The sequence below is a fragment of the Aurantimonas sp. DM33-3 genome (assembly GCF_014334315.1).
GTDB classification, from domain to species: domain Bacteria; phylum Pseudomonadota; class Alphaproteobacteria; order Rhizobiales; family Rhizobiaceae; genus Aurantimonas; species Aurantimonas coralicida.
In genome coordinates this window covers 191,554-206,703 of the sequence record NZ_JACSGS010000001.1, presented here as the reverse complement: position 1 = coordinate 206,703, position 15,150 = coordinate 191,554, and the positions used below count along the sequence as shown (strand labels likewise).

General features: G+C 64.1%; 22 protein-coding genes and 1 tRNA gene. 3 read left to right on the top strand and 20 right to left on the bottom strand.

Annotated elements, in window-relative coordinates:
- Window positions 1–208: 208 nt before the first annotated feature.
- From rplL to tuf, 12 genes are all read right to left on the bottom strand, one after another.
- The gene (gene rplL / locus H9Q09_RS01330; protein ID WP_009209739.1) at window positions 209–583 is read right to left on the bottom strand and encodes a 50S ribosomal protein L7/L12; all 375 of its coding nucleotides are present in this window, start codon (window positions 581–583) and stop codon (window positions 209–211) included.
- A 51-nt stretch (window positions 584–634) separates the two neighbouring features.
- Window positions 635–1,153, bottom strand: a complete 519-nt coding sequence (gene rplJ, locus H9Q09_RS01325) for a 50S ribosomal protein L10 (protein ID WP_009209740.1) — start codon at window positions 1,151–1,153, stop codon at window positions 635–637.
- A gap of 363 nt (window positions 1,154–1,516) precedes the next feature.
- Entirely contained in the window at window positions 1,517–2,221 is a 705-nt protein-coding gene (gene rplA / locus H9Q09_RS01320; RefSeq protein WP_024352398.1) for a 50S ribosomal protein L1, read from the bottom strand.
- A 4-nt stretch (window positions 2,222–2,225) separates the two neighbouring features.
- A complete protein-coding gene (gene rplK / locus H9Q09_RS01315) occupies window positions 2,226–2,654 on the bottom strand; it encodes a 50S ribosomal protein L11 (RefSeq protein WP_009209742.1) in 429 nt (142 codons plus the stop codon).
- 145 nt (window positions 2,655–2,799) lie between these two features.
- Window positions 2,800–3,330 carry a transcription termination/antitermination protein NusG gene (gene nusG, locus H9Q09_RS01310; protein WP_009209743.1) on the bottom strand — a complete coding sequence of 177 codons (531 nt, stop codon included), beginning with the start codon at window positions 3,328–3,330 and terminating at the stop codon, window positions 2,800–2,802.
- Window positions 3,331–3,361: 31 nt separating this feature from the next.
- The gene (secE, locus tag H9Q09_RS01305) at window positions 3,362–3,553 is read right to left on the bottom strand and encodes a preprotein translocase subunit SecE (protein ID WP_029703862.1); all 192 of its coding nucleotides are present in this window, start codon (window positions 3,551–3,553) and stop codon (window positions 3,362–3,364) included.
- 131 nt (window positions 3,554–3,684) lie between these two features.
- Window positions 3,685–3,760 (bottom strand) — tRNA-Trp (locus tag H9Q09_RS01300).
- Window positions 3,761–3,977: 217 nt separating this feature from the next.
- A complete protein-coding gene (locus tag H9Q09_RS01295; RefSeq protein ID WP_246715950.1) occupies window positions 3,978–4,847 on the bottom strand; it encodes a 3-deoxy-manno-octulosonate cytidylyltransferase in 870 nt (289 codons plus the stop codon).
- Window positions 4,848–4,871: 24 nt separating this feature from the next.
- Window positions 4,872–5,564 carry a glycosyltransferase gene (locus H9Q09_RS01290; RefSeq protein ID WP_187389599.1) on the bottom strand — a complete coding sequence of 231 codons (693 nt, stop codon included), beginning with the start codon at window positions 5,562–5,564 and terminating at the stop codon, window positions 4,872–4,874.
- Window positions 5,565–5,667: 103 nt separating this feature from the next.
- Window positions 5,668–6,354, bottom strand: a complete 687-nt coding sequence (locus tag H9Q09_RS01285) for a hypothetical protein (protein ID WP_187389598.1) — start codon at window positions 6,352–6,354, stop codon at window positions 5,668–5,670.
- Window positions 6,351–7,298, bottom strand: coding sequence for an ELM1/GtrOC1 family putative glycosyltransferase (locus H9Q09_RS01280; RefSeq protein WP_187389597.1), 948 nt, complete (start codon window positions 7,296–7,298; stop codon window positions 6,351–6,353). The genes H9Q09_RS01285 and H9Q09_RS01280 overlap by 4 nt, the downstream gene beginning before the upstream one ends.
- Window positions 7,299–7,538: 240 nt before the next feature.
- Window positions 7,539–8,714, bottom strand: coding sequence for an elongation factor Tu (gene tuf / locus H9Q09_RS01275; RefSeq protein ID WP_060577032.1), 1,176 nt, complete (start codon window positions 8,712–8,714; stop codon window positions 7,539–7,541).
- 314 nt (window positions 8,715–9,028) lie between these two features.
- Between tuf and H9Q09_RS01270 the strand changes: the two genes are divergently transcribed.
- From H9Q09_RS01270 to H9Q09_RS01260, 3 genes are read left to right on the top strand one after another with little or no spacing between them, the layout of a single operon-like run.
- Window positions 9,029–9,271, top strand: a complete 243-nt coding sequence (locus H9Q09_RS01270) for a hypothetical protein (RefSeq protein ID WP_187389596.1) — start codon at window positions 9,029–9,031, stop codon at window positions 9,269–9,271.
- On the top strand, window positions 9,268–9,501 hold the full coding sequence (locus tag H9Q09_RS01265; protein ID WP_187389595.1) for a hypothetical protein: 234 nt from the start codon (window positions 9,268–9,270) through the stop codon (window positions 9,499–9,501). Before H9Q09_RS01270 ends, H9Q09_RS01265 begins: the two co-directional genes overlap by 4 nt.
- Before the next feature lie 57 nt (window positions 9,502–9,558).
- Complete coding sequence (locus H9Q09_RS01260; protein ID WP_210315166.1) at window positions 9,559–10,659, top strand: hypothetical protein; 1,101 nt, start codon at window positions 9,559–9,561, stop codon at window positions 10,657–10,659.
- A gap of 196 nt (window positions 10,660–10,855) precedes the next feature.
- Here H9Q09_RS01260 and H9Q09_RS01255 read toward each other — a convergent pair whose 3' ends face one another.
- From H9Q09_RS01255 to H9Q09_RS01220, 8 genes are all read right to left on the bottom strand, one after another.
- Window positions 10,856–11,206 (bottom strand): hypothetical protein, encoded by a 351-nt coding sequence (locus H9Q09_RS01255; protein ID WP_187389593.1) that lies wholly within the window; start codon window positions 11,204–11,206, stop codon window positions 10,856–10,858.
- 2 nt (window positions 11,207–11,208) lie between these two features.
- Window positions 11,209–11,661, bottom strand: coding sequence for a hypothetical protein (locus tag H9Q09_RS01250; RefSeq protein ID WP_187389592.1), 453 nt, complete (start codon window positions 11,659–11,661; stop codon window positions 11,209–11,211).
- Window positions 11,662–11,808: 147 nt separating this feature from the next.
- Window positions 11,809–12,054, bottom strand: a complete 246-nt coding sequence (locus H9Q09_RS01245) for a hypothetical protein (protein ID WP_187389591.1) — start codon at window positions 12,052–12,054, stop codon at window positions 11,809–11,811.
- On the bottom strand, window positions 12,054–12,317 hold the full coding sequence (locus H9Q09_RS01240) for a peptidoglycan-binding domain-containing protein (RefSeq protein WP_187389590.1): 264 nt from the start codon (window positions 12,315–12,317) through the stop codon (window positions 12,054–12,056). The genes H9Q09_RS01245 and H9Q09_RS01240 overlap by 1 nt, the downstream gene beginning before the upstream one ends.
- Complete coding sequence (locus tag H9Q09_RS01235; protein WP_187389589.1) at window positions 12,314–13,393, bottom strand: N-acetylmuramidase domain-containing protein; 1,080 nt, start codon at window positions 13,391–13,393, stop codon at window positions 12,314–12,316. Before H9Q09_RS01235 ends, H9Q09_RS01240 begins: the two co-directional genes overlap by 4 nt.
- Window positions 13,394–13,444: 51 nt before the next feature.
- Entirely contained in the window at window positions 13,445–13,681 is a 237-nt protein-coding gene (locus H9Q09_RS01230) for a tail protein X (protein WP_187389588.1), read from the bottom strand.
- A gap of 5 nt (window positions 13,682–13,686) precedes the next feature.
- Window positions 13,687–14,748, bottom strand: a complete 1,062-nt coding sequence (locus tag H9Q09_RS01225) for a contractile injection system protein, VgrG/Pvc8 family (RefSeq protein WP_187389587.1) — start codon at window positions 14,746–14,748, stop codon at window positions 13,687–13,689.
- Entirely contained in the window at window positions 14,748–15,149 is a 402-nt protein-coding gene (locus tag H9Q09_RS01220) for a phage tail protein (RefSeq protein ID WP_187389586.1), read from the bottom strand. Before H9Q09_RS01220 ends, H9Q09_RS01225 begins: the two co-directional genes overlap by 1 nt.
- Between the last annotated feature and the right edge of the window lies 1 nt (window position 15,150).

Here is a 15,150-nt window from a genome sequence, read left to right as displayed (position 1 = left end):
GGGCCCGCGTCTTCGAAAGGCTTGCCGGCAAGCCGTTCGAACACACGCACTGCATTCCCGTCCCGCGTCTTACCGTGCCGCACCGCGGAGAGTGCCCTGCCCGCCTGATCGACCCCGAAGGGCCGGAACCCTATGGCGAGCACGGAAGGCGGAACGGCAAATTGCCGTCCCGCCCCCGGATGTTCTGCGTAAGCGCGGCGAACCGCGATTACTTGACTTCGACCGTGGCGCCAGCCTTCTCGAGCTGGTCCTTGATCTTGTCGGCCTCGGCCTTGTCCACGCCTTCCTTGACGGGCTTCGGCGCGTTGTCGACGAGGTCCTTGGCTTCCTTGAGGCCAAGACCCGTGATCGCACGGACTTCCTTGATGACGTTGATCTTCTGCGCACCGGCAGATGCGAGGATCACGTTGAACTCGGTCTGCTCTTCGGCGGCTTCGGCCGGAGCACCACCACCAGCGGCCGCAACGGCGACCGGAGCGGCGGCGGAGACGCCCCACTTCTCTTCGAGCATCTTCGACAGCTCAGCCGCCTCGAGGACGGTCAGGGCCGACAGGTCTTCAACGATCTTGGCGAGATCAGCCATGTTAGTATTCCTTCAGGTTCGAACTTTGAGGTGTGCAGCGAGGAACCATCCTCACGCCGCTTCGTCTTTCTTGGCATAGGCACCGAAAACGCGTGCGAGTTGCCCCGCAGGCGCCTGGAGAACTCCAGCGATCCGAGTAGCCGGCGTATTGATCATGCCGACCAGCTTGGCCCTGAGTTCGTCCAGCGACGGCATGGTGGCCAAGGCCTTCACACCGTCTGCATCGAGTGTCGTGGCGCCCATCGAACCGCCGAGGATAACGAGCTTGTCGTTCCCCTTGGCGAAGTCGTTGGTCACCTTGGCCGCCGCCACCGGATCGCTCGAATAAGCGATCAGCGTCTGGCCCTCGAACAGATTCGAGATGCCTGCGGCGTCCGTGCCTTCAAGAGCGATCTTGGCGAGGCGGTTCTTCGCGACTCTGACGGTGCCTCCCGCGACGCGCATCTTCGAACGATAATCGTTCATCTGCGCGACCGTGAGACCGGCATAGTGGGCCACGACGACCGTTCCCGAGGCCTGGAAGGTCTCGTGAAGGGACGTGACGAATTCGCGCTTTTCCGCTCTGTCCACTGCCTCTCTCCAGTTAGCCCCGGTTCTTGCGAAACGAGGCCGGTTGCCTTTTGCCGCCCGGACCATCCGGGCGACGCTCGGAGATCCTGTCCCCCCGGCCAACCCGCAGCAGCTCCGTGGAACCGATGGGCGACGCAAGGCATTCAGAGGTTCGAACCGACCAGACCGGCGATGCCGGAAAACTCGGAACTTCCCCGTCTCATGAGGGCTATCTAACGATTATGACCGGAGCCGAAGCACCGGCCGCCCACAATCTCGGACAGGCATTCAGGAGGCTTTCAAAAGCCTCCACGTACCGGGACGAGCCCGGAACCTTGATGGGGAAGCGGCGGATATAGGGACGCCGCTTCCAATTTGTAAGGGTCAGGCCTGCGAGGCGCCGACGGTCGACGGATCGACCTTCACACCGGGGCCCATCGTCGAGGTCACCGCGATGCGCTGGACATAGTTGCCCTTGGCGCCCGACGGCTTGGCCTTCTGGACCGCATCGGCGAAGGCGCGGATGTTCTCCACGATCGCCTTGCTGTCGAAGCTGGCCTTGCCAACGCCGGCATGCACAATGCCGGCCTTCTCGACGCGGAACTCGACGGCGCCGCCCTTCGAAGCCTTGACGGCCGCTGCGACGTCCGGGGTCACCGTACCGACGCGCGGGTTCGGCATCAGACCGCGGGGGCCGAGCACCTTACCGAGACGGCCGACAAGGGCCATCATGTCTGGCGTGGCGATCGCACGGTCGAAGTCGATCGTGCCGCCCTGGACCTGCTCGACGAGGTCTTCCGCACCGACGATGTCGGCGCCGGCAGCCTTGGCTTCCTCGGCCTTGTCGCCACGTGCGAAGACGGCGACGCGGACGGTCCGGCCGGTGCCGTTCGGCAGGTTGACCACGCCGCGGACCATCTGGTCGGCATGACGCGGGTCGACGCCGAGGTTCATCGCAACTTCGATGGTCTCGTCGAACTTGGTCTTGGTCCGGTCCTTGAGCATCTGCACGGCTTCGTCGAGGCCATACAGCTTGGTGCGCTCGATGCCCTCGCGGGCGCTACGGATTCGCTTGCCACTCTTTGCCATCGTCTCAGCCCGCCACTTCGAGGCCCATGGAGCGGGCAGAGCCCTCGACCATGAGAACCGCCGCATCAATGTCGTTCGCGTTCAGATCCTTGAACTTCTTCTCGGCGATCTCGCGAACCTGCTCGCGCGTCACCGAACCGGCGACACTGCGACCCGGCTCCTTGGAGCCGCTCTTGAGGTTGGCGGCCTTCTTGAGGAAGTAGCTCACCGGAGGGGTCTTCATCGCGAAGGTGAAGGACTTGTCCTGGTAGTAGGTAATGACCACCGGGATCGGCTGGCCCTTTTCCTGCTCCTGGGTCTGCGCGTTGAACGACTTGCAGAATTCCATGATGTTGATGCCGCGCTGACCCAGCGCCGGACCGATGGGCGGCGACGGCGTCGCCGAACCGGCCGGGACCTGAAGCTTCAGCTGGCCCTGTACTTTCTTAGCCATTTGTACCTGCCTTCAATGTTCACGCCGGGCGGCCGGCACGAAGCCAGCCGGACATCCGGCAGTCTGCAGTCCGCGCGGTCCGGAACAGGGGCCGGCTAAAGCCCGAGCGCCTCCCGCACGAGGATGGGCTTGGCGCCCGTTCGGATCAGGCCTTCTCGACCTGACCGAATTCGAGATCCACCGGCGTCGCACGCCCGAAGATCGAAACTTCCACCTTGAGACGCGCGCGCTCCTGGTCGACTTCCTGAACGATGCCGTTGAACGACGCAAAGGGGCCGTCGGAGACCCGCACCTGCTCGCCGATATCGAAGGAGACGGTCGGCTTCGGCCGCTCGACACCGTCCTGGACCTGCGCGAGGATCTGCTCGGCTTCCTTCTCGGTGATCGGGGTCGGCCGGTTCTCGGCGCCCAGGAAGCCGGTGACCTTCGGCGTGTTCTTGATCATCGAGAACACCTGGTCGGTGAGCTCGGCCTTGACCAGGACATAGCCGGGGAAGAACTTGCGCTCGGCATCGACCTTGCGGCCGCGGCGCACCTCGACGACCTTCTCGGTCGGCACGAGAATCTTCTCGAATTTATCGGACAGACCCTTCTGACGGGCCTGCTCCTCGATCGATTCTGCCACCTTCTTTTCGAAATTCGAATAGGCGTGGACGATGTACCAACGAGCGGTCATGAAACTGGTGATAACTCCTGCAGCGTCCGGATCAGACGCTCATGATCAGGCCGACGACGTAGCCGAGCAGCTGATCCGCGATAAAGAAGAAGGTCGCGGCGAACGCCACCATCACGAAAACCATGATCGTCGAAATGACGGTCTCGCGACGGGTGGGCCACGTCACCTTCGCGGTCTCCGACCGGACCTGCTGAAGAAAGCTGAAGGGATTGGTCTTGGCCATAAACCGCTCACGGCTAAGGCGCATGAAGGCTAGCGATCGCCCCACGCGCCATATGTCATTAAGAATGCCCCACTTAGCCGCCCTCGGAATGATTCACAAGGGCTGCCGGGGAAAACTCTCGTTCGCGTTGCTGGCAGGGGCAGTAGGGCTCGAACCTACGGCCTGCGGTTTTGGAGACCGCCGCTCTACCAACTGAGCTATACCCCTACGGTGGCGCCCAGATATCGCCTCGCGGCGCGAACTGCAACACCCTTTTTCGTCGAAACACCGCCCGGAGTGCCGAAACCGCGCTCACAGGACGCAGGACTAAACCGCCCTCACCCGCGAAACGGACAAGTCTGGCCATCGCGACCACTTGCCCGACACCAGCGAGTGTTGAGGCTGCGCATGAGTCGATATTCGAACGAACCGGCCGCGGCGTTCGTCACTTGCCTTCTGACGATGCCCTGGCCGCCTGCTCCGCCAGCTTCTGCTTTCGCGTCTTCGGCTTCAGCCCGCGCAGGAATGCGTCGAGCCGGCCCTGCAGCCGCGTCAGCGACATCAGCCGGTCGATCGCCTGATTGGTGCCTTCGAGCCGTTCCGACAGAACCTCCGAGGAGACGAGCGCGACATCGGCGGCCGTGACGCCCGGAATCCGCGTGGCGATTCGCGACCATTCGCCGGCACTACCGCCGCCATCCATCGTCAGGCGACCGGTGCGCACCAAGAGCCGGTTCACCATCTGCTCGAAGGTCCACTCATGGTCGTGGAACAGCTTCCAGCGCGTCGAGCGGCGCGCGGTGAAGCCGGCCAGCACGATCGGCAGTGCCGGACAGGCTTCGGCGAGCCAGAAGGCCAGCGCGAAGCCGCTCGTCGGGACATGGGTGGTCGGATAGAAATCGGCAAAGACCGGGGCGAGGTCGAGGAAGCCGACCGGCGCGCCCTCGAAGGATTCGGCCGGGCTGAAGGTCTCTGCGGCGCCGGCCTTCAGATTGGCGATGCCATGGAATTGCGGACCGCGCAGGAACTGCAGCACGGCGCCGACTTCCCGGCGGTAGACGATGTTGGCGCCCGCCTGGCTGCTGCGGGCGATCAGCAACGACGGCCGATCGAAGGGCGCGTCGAGAACCTTGAACACCTTGTTGAAGAAGACGAAGAGCGTGCCGTCGCCGTAGCGCGCCGACAGCGCCGCGATATCGACCGCGTCGCTGTTGGCGACGAGGACGACGCGGGCGAAGCCGCCGAAGAACGCCGCCCAGCCGTCACGCGATTCGGGCAGCCCGCGCGCATCACTCGCCTGCGTCATGGCGCTCATATCCCGCAGTCCCGCCGCAAGACCTCAGGCGCCGCGCTGCTGGACGAACAGCGTCCGCTCGCGCGCGGCAAACCATTCCTCGGCGTAGTCGTCGTTGCGATACTCGTCGAAATACGGCCCGCCATCGGTGAAATGCACGTTCCGGGCCTCGGGATTGTGGTCGTATTCATTGACCAGCCAGTTCCACTCCGCCGGCAGTTCGCCGATGTTCTCGTCGCCGTCGAGCCATTTGAACTGGTGCAGCTGCAGGCCGGTGGCGGTGTTGACGTAGTCCGGCGTCAGCGCTTGGCATTTGGCGTTGTTGAACAGCATGACGCTCGACCAGTTCTTCTTCTCGTATTTGGTCTGCGTCTGGCCGAGGAACTTGGTCTCCACCTTGGGCTGGTAGTCGTGCTTGACGCACATGACCGAATGGCGATCGTCGCGCAGCGCCCACAGTTCGGCGATGTCGGCGCGCATCAGCATGTCGCAGTCCATGAACAGGCTCCAGCCCGTGAACCCCGACAGATACGGTACCAGGAAGCGCGAGAAGGAGAATTCCGTCGACTGCAGCGCGTTGCGCTCGCGCTGGAACACGCCTTCCAGGTTGGGCAGATAGAGCGGCGAGAACACCACGGGCACGGTCGAGCGCTCGAGAATGCTCTGGCACAGGACGTGATAGGCAATCACCTCCTTGGAATCGAACCCGATGAAGACCTGAACTGTCGGTTGCGTCACGAGGTCACCTTGCTGAATTGCTGAACCGTGGCGTCATACACCCGCGACCGGCAAAGGCCAACGCCGCGCAATATCCGGAGCGGCTGTTGCATCGCGGCGCGCTTCAGGGCGTCCACAGCCGCAAGCCGAGATCGGCCGCGAGTTCCGGCTCGCTTGTCGCGACGCGCGGATCCTCGCGCAGCGTTTCGAGGGCGTAGCGATCCTCAGCGATCTGCATGCGCGGACGTGCCAGCGTGTCGTAGGAATGGCCGGCCCGGGCAAAGGAAAAACCCGACAGCACGATCTCCGGCACGCCGAGAAACAGGCCGTAGCAGAGCGCTGCAATTCCGGTCGAGGGTTTACCCAGTTCGCCGATGTCGATCATTTCGGGGCCGATCATCGCCAGATTGACCGCTTCGCGGTCGTCGGGGTGCATCGACACCAGGGCGCCGATCCTCGCCTTGCGCTGGCGCAGCAGCTTCCAGTGCTGGCGCCATCTCGGCCGCGGGCTGAACCACAGCATGGCCCGTGCCTCGATATCGGGAAAGACCGCCCATGACTCGACCGGCCGCCGCACGCTCAGATCCGCCGGTCCCCAGCCGAAACGCTTCGCCGCCAGGCCTGAATTGTTGATGTCCACCCGGGCGTGGCTAGCCCGCAGGGCATCCGGCATGGCCGGGTCCGGGGCGCCGCCCAGCAGCACCCAGCGACGCCGCAGCAGGCCGAGGCGGTCCATCTGGGCGCGGTGCGCCTCGCGGATCGCCAAGAGGTGCGGCGTCAGCCCGGTGCCGGAGGGCGTGCCGCCGTTCACCGCCGTGCGGCGTATTCGGCGCGGATCGTCTCGGCAATCTCCAGCGACTGATCGGCGAATGTGTAGTCGTAGGGGGCGAGATCGCCGGCGAACGGCCGGGTCAGACCCAGCGTCTCCTGCATATCCTCATGGAACCACTCGAATTTTTCCAGGCGCTCGCCCGGGATCGGCGCGAGATCGAGGCTGTAGACCGGCCGCCCGGATGTCAGCGCCTCGCAATGCATGGTCACCGTGTCCTTGCTGATCAGGAAGGCGTCGGCCGCGGCGAGATAGTCCCGATAGGGATTGTCGCCGGTCCGGTCCCAGACGCGGATGTCCGGCTCGCCGACATGCAGCAGGGCGTCCAGCAGCGAGGGGTCGCTGCGGCGGGAGGTGGAGACCAGAACCAGCCAGCCCTCCGCCACCAGATCACGGGCGCTGGCGACCAGCCGGTCGATCGTCGGCGCGTCGTAGTCATAGGCGCCGTTGGCCCCGCCCAGCAGCATCACCACGATCGGCCGGTCGTCGCCCTCGGCCAGCCAGCGGCCGCGCGCGGCCACGCGACGCTCGTCCAGCGCCGTCCGCTTGATGCGATGGGGCACGCCGATCATGCTGCGATAATCGGTGCCGTCCAGGCGCGGGCTCTTCCAGTCGTGCCGGGACACGAAGGCAAGATCGTAGATGCTGCGCGACGGGGGTGCGGGCGGTTGCAGATGCACGGCAAACGGCCGTCCGCCGAAACGCTCGCGGATACGGGCCACGTGACGTTCGGCGAACCAGCCACAGGAAATGACGATGTCCGGTTCGGCTGCGCGGCTGCGCCAGTAGGGAGAGAACAGTCCGCGCCGCCATTTCGGCAGCCGCTCCACCGTATGGACGACCGGCTCGTCTGTCAGATGCTCGGCCACGCCGACGCACTGGGTCAGCGTGCCGGCCTTCTCCTCGCTGACGGTCCATACTCGCAACTGGCGATCTCCTCGCAACACCTGCCGGTTTCTAGCGCGGATGGCGCTGCACGCAACAGTCGGCGCAATCGGATCTGGCCCGCGCCCGGCGCCATGCGTGGCCGCGTGGATCTCACCGGCCCTGCCCTCTCCGCCTCAGCCGCGAGCGCCTCCGGCACCGCAAACGCAAACGGGCCCCGCGAAGGGGCCCGTCAACTTCAGCATAGCGGGGCGGCGCGGCGTTGCGCGCCCGCCGCCAGACTACTCGATGATCGAGGCGACGATGCCGGCGCCGACGGTGCGGCCGCCTTCGCGGATGGCGAAGCGCAGCTTGTCTTCCATCGCGATCGGCACGATCAGCGTCACGTCCATCGTCACGTTGTCGCCCGGCATCACCATCTCGGTGCCCTCGGGGAGCGTGCACACGCCGGTCACGTCCGTCGTGCGGAAGTAGAACTGCGGGCGGTAGTTGGTGAAGAACGGCGTATGACGGCCACCCTCTTCCTTCGTCAGGATGTAGGCCTCGGCCATGAAGCGCGTGTGCGGCTTCACCGAACCCGGCTTGCACAGGACCTGACCGCGCTCGACGCCTTCACGATCGACACCGCGAACCAGCGCGCCGATGTTGTCGCCGGCCTGGCCCTGGTCGAGCAGCTTGCGGAACATCTCGACGCCGGTCACCGTCGTCTTCTTGGTGTCGCGGATGCCGACGATCTCGACTTCCTCGCCGACCTTGACGATGCCGCGCTCGACGCGGCCGGTCACCACCGTGCCACGACCCGAGATCGAGAACACGTCCTCGATCGGCATCAGGAACGGCTGGTCGACCGGACGCTCCGGGGTCGGGATATAGGCGTCGACTTCCTTCATCAGCTCACGCACCGCGTCCTCGCCGATCTCCTTGTTGGAGTCCTCGAGGGCGGCCAGCGCCGAGCCCTTGATGATCGGAATGTCGTCACCCGGGAAATCGTAGGACGACAGCAGCTCGCGAACCTCGAGCTCAACCAGCTCCAGGAGCTCGGCGTCGTCGACCTGGTCGACCTTGTTCAGGAACACCACGATCGCCGGCACGCCGACCTGGCGGGCCAGGAGGATGTGCTCGCGGGTCTGCGGCATCGGGCCGTCGGCGGCCGAGCACACCAGGATCGCGCCGTCCATCTGCGCGGCACCGGTGATCATGTTCTTCACGTAGTCGGCATGGCCCGGGCAGTCGACATGGGCGTAGTGACGGGCTTCCGTCTCGTACTCCACATGCGCCGTCGAGATCGTGATGCCGCGCGCCTTCTCTTCCGGCGCCGCGTCGATCATGTCGTACGCACGGTACTCGCCGAAGTACTTCGTGATCGCCGCCGTCAGCGACGTCTTGCCATGGTCAACGTGACCGATCGTGCCGATGTTCACATGCGGCTTGTTGCGCTCGAATTTGCTCTTGGCCATCGTCGGCTCCCAACTTAGCGGATGCGTGAGTCCGGGCGCGACATAACGAGTGCGGCGGCCAATGACAAGCGCTGCACAAACGTGCCGGACACAAAGACGCCGCACGCGGGCGCACACGGTTTGATCAGCACAGCGGATGAGATCGGGAAATGCAGGAGGTCTGGAGCGGGTAGCGGGAATCGAACCCGCATATTCAGCTTGGAAGGCTGCTGGAGATTGAGCGAAAACAGTGGCCTGTTTCACTCGGCGCAGCGCGTGCCACTATTTGGTTCACGCTGCGTTCTTGCCGTGCCACTCGAAAGATGGAGGCCAACTTGCCAGACAGTCCATGGTCCGGCGATGCCGTCCAGCCGCAAGATGAAGCGTCCGCGCGCTTCGCATTGGAGCATGCCGACACTCGCGAGAAGGCCATCGCTGCCCTGCGCGAGATCGCCCAGCATCCCGATCCCGCCGCCGCGCGATCCGACAGCTCGCAGGTCATCGACGAATTGCTGCGGGCGATCGGTTATGCTGACGTGGCCGACGCATGGAATGGCGTAAACAGGGAGTGGGATTGAGCGACGACCCGCACAAGATCGACACGCTCGGCAAGCTGTCCGACAACGGCATGGGGCTCGCCTGGTATTGTGGTTCCTGCAATCGGAAGCTCGGCCTCGATCTTGACGAGGCGATTCGCCGATGGGGGCGCTCTCAGGCCTTCATCAAGTGGTCGCCACCGGTAAAGTGCTCCGCGTGCGGCAGCCGGGACATCACCATGATAGTGCAGGCTAAGGTGCCGGGGCGGTAGAAAATCCACAACCAATCTTATCGTCCTGCCGCGCACCAGACGAAAACAGACGCTGGCATGAAACCCACCTTGCCCAAAGCGTTTCGGTCTTACGCTCTCTTGCCACGGATGATTAGTCCTATGTCAATTGACCCACTCTGGATAAATATCTCGCACGCCTTGGGCGCCGAGGCTCGAGAACACCCGGTGGTACGCGGGATGAGCGGGATTGACCATCAATTCGCGGCGTTAGCGGTTGATGATCCCGGAAAGCGCCTCATTCTCTTTTCTGTCGATCCGGATCCGAGGGTCGCGGCCCTTACGCAGGTTGATGTCCAGGCGACCATGCCAGGCACGAGGGTGTTAGTGGCGCGGCCGCTCAGCATCGACCTTGGCTTCTTGGCGAGAAATTTCCGCGACAAAATTGGTGCTAGCGGGATCGATGTCCCAAGCGTGGTGGACTCTTTCCAACGGGTAGCGAAAAGACCGATGGAGGTTCAAAAGCGCGCTCAGCGCCTAGCGATGAGTCGCTTCGAGCGAGGCGGTTTTGCGGCGATGATGGAGGCATTTCAGCAAACCTCGTCGCCGGTTGTGAGTCAGCTGGTGGCGGTGACCCAGCAACTGGCGCTCTTAGATTGGCAGAATATCCTAGCGATGGTTGGACGTGATCAAGGTAGCGGCTTCATCTCGGTCGATGCGCTTCTCACGATGGACACGCTTGCAATCGATCGGAGACACGGCGTCTGCCCTATCCCATTCTACGAGCTCCAGTCATCGGAGTGGGAAATGCTCCGTTCCGAAGACGTGCGAGATGCCAAGGAGCTGTTGCTTAAACTTGGCGTGTTTGAATACTTCTTTCCCGCAGCGGATGAACTTCGGCTAGGCCTGATAGAGCAAGGAGTTAACGATCGCGCCAGGCTGGAAGCTGCTGTGCGGCTTACAGATCAAAGTGGACACATTCCTGGACACGCTACAATCGTTGACGAGCAAGACCCTATGGCTATCATCAGCGCCCTCGAGGAGGTTGGTTACGTGGCCGAGGGCGAATTTGGATTTGAAGTCACCCCTGACGGTCGGAGCTTCCGAAGTACGGTTCGATATCGCCCAAAGGAGAGCGTATTCAGCCGCATTTTGAATCGCATATCGATCAATGCTTCTGTATCACCCAGCGATTTTTAAAGCCTCCCAGCCTTCAACCGCCGTCCAGACTTTTCGCTCGCCAATCCTCCGTCTCGATTGGCAGCGTGACGTTCGGCCGGCTGAAACGCAAAAAAGGCCCGGCCACCCACGAAGAGCAGCCGGGCCGGTATGCACGCACTCACGATGCGCAGCTGTAGTGGTAGCGATATGAAACGGTCCGAGCAATGACGCTTCGTCAGCGGCGTCGGCTCATCTCGTGACGAAGTTCCTGGACCTCTTCCTTGTGGTCGATGACGGCGCGGGCGTGGTCGTCGATCGCCTTCGCCAGCACCCGAGCCGCAGCCGCCTGCTCCTTGCCAGCCATCGCGGACTGAGTCGTCGCGTAGGCCTGCCCCGTTACCTCAGTAGTCAGTCTCTTGATCGCCTCGCTGTCGAAGAAGTCCGTCGCCACCTCAAGTCCTGCACGATTGGTCGGCTCCGGTGAGCTTCTGCCTCGCTTGAACCCGAGTCCTGCAGCAAGGCCAACGATCAGGATCACGAGGGCATTGGCGAGTTTTTCCAGGTCGATCCCTGCCAGCCATTCCATCCTCACCGCCTCGCTGCATTCTTCCCCACGTCCGACCAGGAGCGGTAGGTGTTCATGATTTCGAGCAGCACCATCGTTGACCAGCCGATGACGCCGGAAAGCGCGCCGCCGCCTGTCAGGAAGGCCATGAGGAACCCGAGACTTATCTGCGACCAGATTGCTACGCCGACGATCGAGGCCACCGCCCGGATGTGGGGCGAGAAGGCAAAGCCCTTGAACGTTCCGTTGATGGTCAGCGCGGCCAGCCGAACCATGCCGCAGGCCATGATGATCCACGCCCACGATTGTTCGCTGGCCCAACGCGCCAGATACTCATACGACGGCGAGACGGAGAACATATCTGGCATCGCCTGAAGCGCGGCCCACATGCCCATCGCTGGCCAGACCATCACCCACTCGGACACGCGAATGGGAAAATGATCAGCGACGCCTCTGTAGATGCGGAAGACGATCAACGTGGCACCTCATTATGCCGGGAGCATTCCTGCGGCTTGTAGAGCCCGATGCGGCAGCCCCCGGCGACCGTGTCATCGATCGCGTTCTGGTCCGCTGCCGTAGCGCCGCGAGCGCCGGGCAATGCCGTGCCAAGAGCACGGCGCAGGTCAGGGGTCGCGGACACACTCGCTGGCGACAAAGTCCCAGCGCAGCCCGATAGCGACGCAAGCAGCACGATCAAGGCGAGCATCTTCACCGGCATCACCAGCGCTCCTGTTTCTGTCGTTGACGGTTGTGCGCTCAGAATGGCGCCCGGCTTCGTTGGCCTGGTGGATGACGTAGGCAGCGCCGCCAGCGATGAACGCCGCCAGCGCAGCGCCGCTCACCAGCTGAAAGGTTGAGAGGCCAAACATCACGCCACCTGCCCGGCCGCCAAGGCGGCGCTCCGCAGGCGCCGGCCTCGCTCCTGGATCTCGAGCTTGATCCGTCGCGCGGTCCGCGAGTCGGCCTCTCCCGTCATCGGCAGCTTGTGCTTCTCTTGGAAGTGCGACACCGCGTTGGTCGTCATCCGACCGTAGGTGCCGTCCATCGAGGTGCAGTAGCCGAGGGCGCCGAGAACAATCTGGAGAGCATAAACGTCCATGCTCTCGTCGCGCTCTTTGAGGGTCGGGCTCATGCTTCCACCGTCCGCTTCGACTTGATGAACCCCCAAGCCGCATAGGCGACGCCTCCGACTGCGATGACGGCCGAGGCGATCGTCAGCCCAGACACGATGAGATCGATCACCGGCGAGGCAATGCCGGCGCCAGAGATCTGCTCGGCCGCCTGGTCGAGAGTGGACTTGACCACCTCGATCGTGAGCGTGCCGGCGACGGCAGCGCCGGCACCCTTCTGCACTTCCTCGATCTCGGTGACCGCCTGCTTGCCAGGCTTGTCGTCGGCAGACTGCCGGTGCTCGCCAAGCGCAGCTTCGGTCTTCGGTCCGTAGACGCCGTCGGGCGTGAGCCCGGCTGCCTTCTGGAAAGCGACAAGCGCGGCCTTGGTCGCCGGGCCGAAGTCGCCGTCGACGCCGACGGCATGGCCGGCGCGAAGGAGGAGCGCCTGCAGCTCGCGCACGCGGGCACCCTTCGACCCCATCCGCAGCATGCCGTCCGAGACGACGATACGGCCGCCGAACATTGCAGCAGCCGCCCGCATCTTCTGGGCGTACCGATTCTTGCGGTAGGCGGGGCCGTTGTAGCCGCGGGCGAAGGGGTCCCACTGCCCAGCTTCGAGCTCGTCGTCGAGGTGGTTCACCTTGATGAACCGGAGCATCAGCTCGACCTGGCCGCGCAGACCGGACCGGGCAACGTCCACCAGCTCGTGCACGCTGGCATAGCCGAGCGAGCGCCAGTGGAAGCCCATCACCTGACCGACGCCCCAGCTGCACGACTCAAGAGCGGCCTCGGAGTTGATCCGCATCGCCAGGGCGAGGAGCTTCCAGCGCCCTGTCTGTGAGCGGGGGTTCTTCACCCGCAACGCCTTCGGGTGCGCGACACGCTCGGCGACAGCGCGGTCCCGCTGTCCGCCCTTCAGGCGGCGGTAGAAGATATGCCCTTCGAAGCGGATGAGCGGCTCGTCGCGCCCATCCACCTGGGCGAAGATCACCCCGGCGCTCTCAACTTGCGTGACGGCAAGGACGTGCGCCTCTGGGCCAATGCCCTCAGCACGCGCAGCTTCCCCGACCGCCCGCCTCTCGGCTTGCGTGAACATGATGACCTCCGATTTGAGATTGGCCTCGCGGCAGGGCGGGCTGCGCTCAGATCAATCCCAGAGACTGATCACAGAGCGAGGTTTCGGCTGCACCGGCAGAGGTGGCAGCACCACAACCGTATCGAGCGGCAGCACCAGGCCGAGACTGGAGATCCCGCGGTTGGCGTCAAGTAGCAGCTCGGTGGTGTCCTCATGCGTGCCGTAGTGGCGGAAGGCGATTGCATCGAGCGCCTCGCCCTGCATCGATCGATACTCGGCAACGCCGTCGTCGCGGTAGGTGACCTTCATGGTGGTTATCCTGGTCTCGGAGTCGGGATCGGCACCGTGCTGAGCGCCGGGAGCTTCGGCTGAGTGCTCGTCGGCCCGGCTTCGGGGGATTCACACGCGACCGTCACGGAATAGGCGGCGCTGCCGCTGAAGGTGTGGGTCACCGTCTGCGCCCGCCACGTCCCATCAACGAGCGATCGGATGCCGTAGGCTTCGACGTCCGCCTCAGCCATGGCGTAGGGATTGCCGTCGATCTCGAATGACGCGGTGCCGATGCCTCGCTTGAGATCCTCGGCCTTTGCCTTCGCCGCTTCCTTGGCGTCCTCCTCAGAGGGGAACGGCTCACGGAGGAGGAAGACGGGGCCCTCGCCAAAGGACTCTTCCTCCAGCTCCTTGGTCTTCGCTTCGTCCCGGTCGAACCACGTTGCCTTGACCGTCTTGTGCTTCGGCTTGTCCTTCAGCGAGACGGTGTAGCTCTTCACGTTCACGTCGCCGATCACGTAGATCACCGGCAGACGCTGGCCGCTTGCGGACTTGCCGGCGCCGCGCGAGACGACGACCAGGTTCTTGTTCTTGACGGTGACCGAAGCGCCGATCTTCTTGCCGAGGCGCGTCGCAAACGCGAGGTCGCTCTCCTCGGACTGCGCCTCGAACTTGAGGGCCTTCGACTTGAGGTCGTTGGCCATCGTGAGGGACAGGCTGTTCCGCCCGGCAAGGGTCTCGAAGACCTTGCCGTAGGTGGGGAACTCGTCCTTCTTGTAGCTCGCCTTCCGCTTTTCCTTGGCGGCCGTCTTCGCCCCGACCGACTGGCCGGTGACGCTGATCTCCTGGGGCCAGCCCTTGAGATCCACGGAATCGACAGTGAAGAGCCCGAAGTCACGGTAGTCGTCGACGTAGCCGGCGAGCACCCGAATCTCGACGCCTGTCTCAGGCGGCGCGATGATGCCGTTCTGATCGTCGATGGTGAACTGAATGGTATCGGCGTTCTCGCCGACCCCGTCTGTGATCGTCAGGGAGATATTTCCCTGGCCGACGCGAGCGGTGACGTCAGTCTCGCCCTGCATGATCTGGAAGAAGGGCTTGGGCATCAGCGCGCACCACCGGCCCGCCCGACATACCGTGTGAGCTTGATCGTCGCCGTCACGGTCTGCGGCTGCCCGTTCGGGGCATACTGCGTTTCGCCGCTATCGACACTCTCGATGATCCAGCGGCCGAAGATGGCCCCCAGGATGCTGACGAACGTGAGTGGCGTCTGCATGGCGCAGGCGAGGCGGACCGCCTCCAGCATCGCCCCACCCGCGCGGTTGAGGTGCATCGGGTGGAACGTGGTGCTGAGCGTGATGGTCGACGGGCCGGGCCCGAGGAGGTGCGTCGGCTGATCTGCGCCGATCACCTCCGAATGGGCGATCCGCCCCGACGTCGAACGATCGCGCGTGTCGACCGTGAACGTCGGGACGGTAAAGCGGAACGGGCCGAGTGCCATCAGCATG

Bases quoted from the DNA above. Each gene is read 5' to 3' on its own strand.
- rplL (WP_009209739.1), bottom strand. From the start codon at position 583: ATGGCTGATCTCGCCAAGATCGTTGAAGACCTGTCGGCCCTGACCGTC.
- rplA (WP_024352398.1), bottom strand. From the start codon at position 2,221: ATGGCAAAGAGTGGCAAGCGAATCCGTAGCGCCCGCGAGGGCATCGAG.
- rplK (WP_009209742.1), bottom strand. From the start codon at position 2,654: ATGGCTAAGAAAGTACAGGGCCAGCTGAAGCTTCAGGTCCCGGCCGGT.
- nusG (WP_009209743.1), bottom strand. From the start codon at position 3,330: ATGACCGCTCGTTGGTACATCGTCCACGCCTATTCGAATTTCGAAAAG.
- secE (WP_029703862.1), bottom strand. From the start codon at position 3,553: ATGGCCAAGACCAATCCCTTCAGCTTTCTTCAGCAGGTCCGGTCGGAG.
- H9Q09_RS01295 (WP_246715950.1), bottom strand. From the start codon at position 4,847: ATGAGCGCCATGACGCAGGCGAGTGATGCGCGCGGGCTGCCCGAATCG.
- tuf (WP_060577032.1), bottom strand. From the start codon at position 8,714: ATGGCCAAGAGCAAATTCGAGCGCAACAAGCCGCATGTGAACATCGGC.
- H9Q09_RS01260 (WP_210315166.1), top strand. From the start codon at position 9,559: ATGAAACCCACCTTGCCCAAAGCGTTTCGGTCTTACGCTCTCTTGCCA.
- H9Q09_RS01255 (WP_187389593.1), bottom strand. From the start codon at position 11,206: ATGGAATGGCTGGCAGGGATCGACCTGGAAAAACTCGCCAATGCCCTC.
- H9Q09_RS01245 (WP_187389591.1), bottom strand. From the start codon at position 12,054: ATGTTTGGCCTCTCAACCTTTCAGCTGGTGAGCGGCGCTGCGCTGGCG.
- H9Q09_RS01240 (WP_187389590.1), bottom strand. From the start codon at position 12,317: ATGAGCCCGACCCTCAAAGAGCGCGACGAGAGCATGGACGTTTATGCT.
- H9Q09_RS01235 (WP_187389589.1), bottom strand. From the start codon at position 13,393: ATGTTCACGCAAGCCGAGAGGCGGGCGGTCGGGGAAGCTGCGCGTGCT.
- H9Q09_RS01230 (WP_187389588.1), bottom strand. From the start codon at position 13,681: ATGAAGGTCACCTACCGCGACGACGGCGTTGCCGAGTATCGATCGATG.
- H9Q09_RS01225 (WP_187389587.1), bottom strand. From the start codon at position 14,748: ATGCCCAAGCCCTTCTTCCAGATCATGCAGGGCGAGACTGACGTCACC.
- H9Q09_RS01220 (WP_187389586.1), bottom strand. From the start codon at position 15,149: ATGCTGATGGCACTCGGCCCGTTCCGCTTTACCGTCCCGACGTTCACG.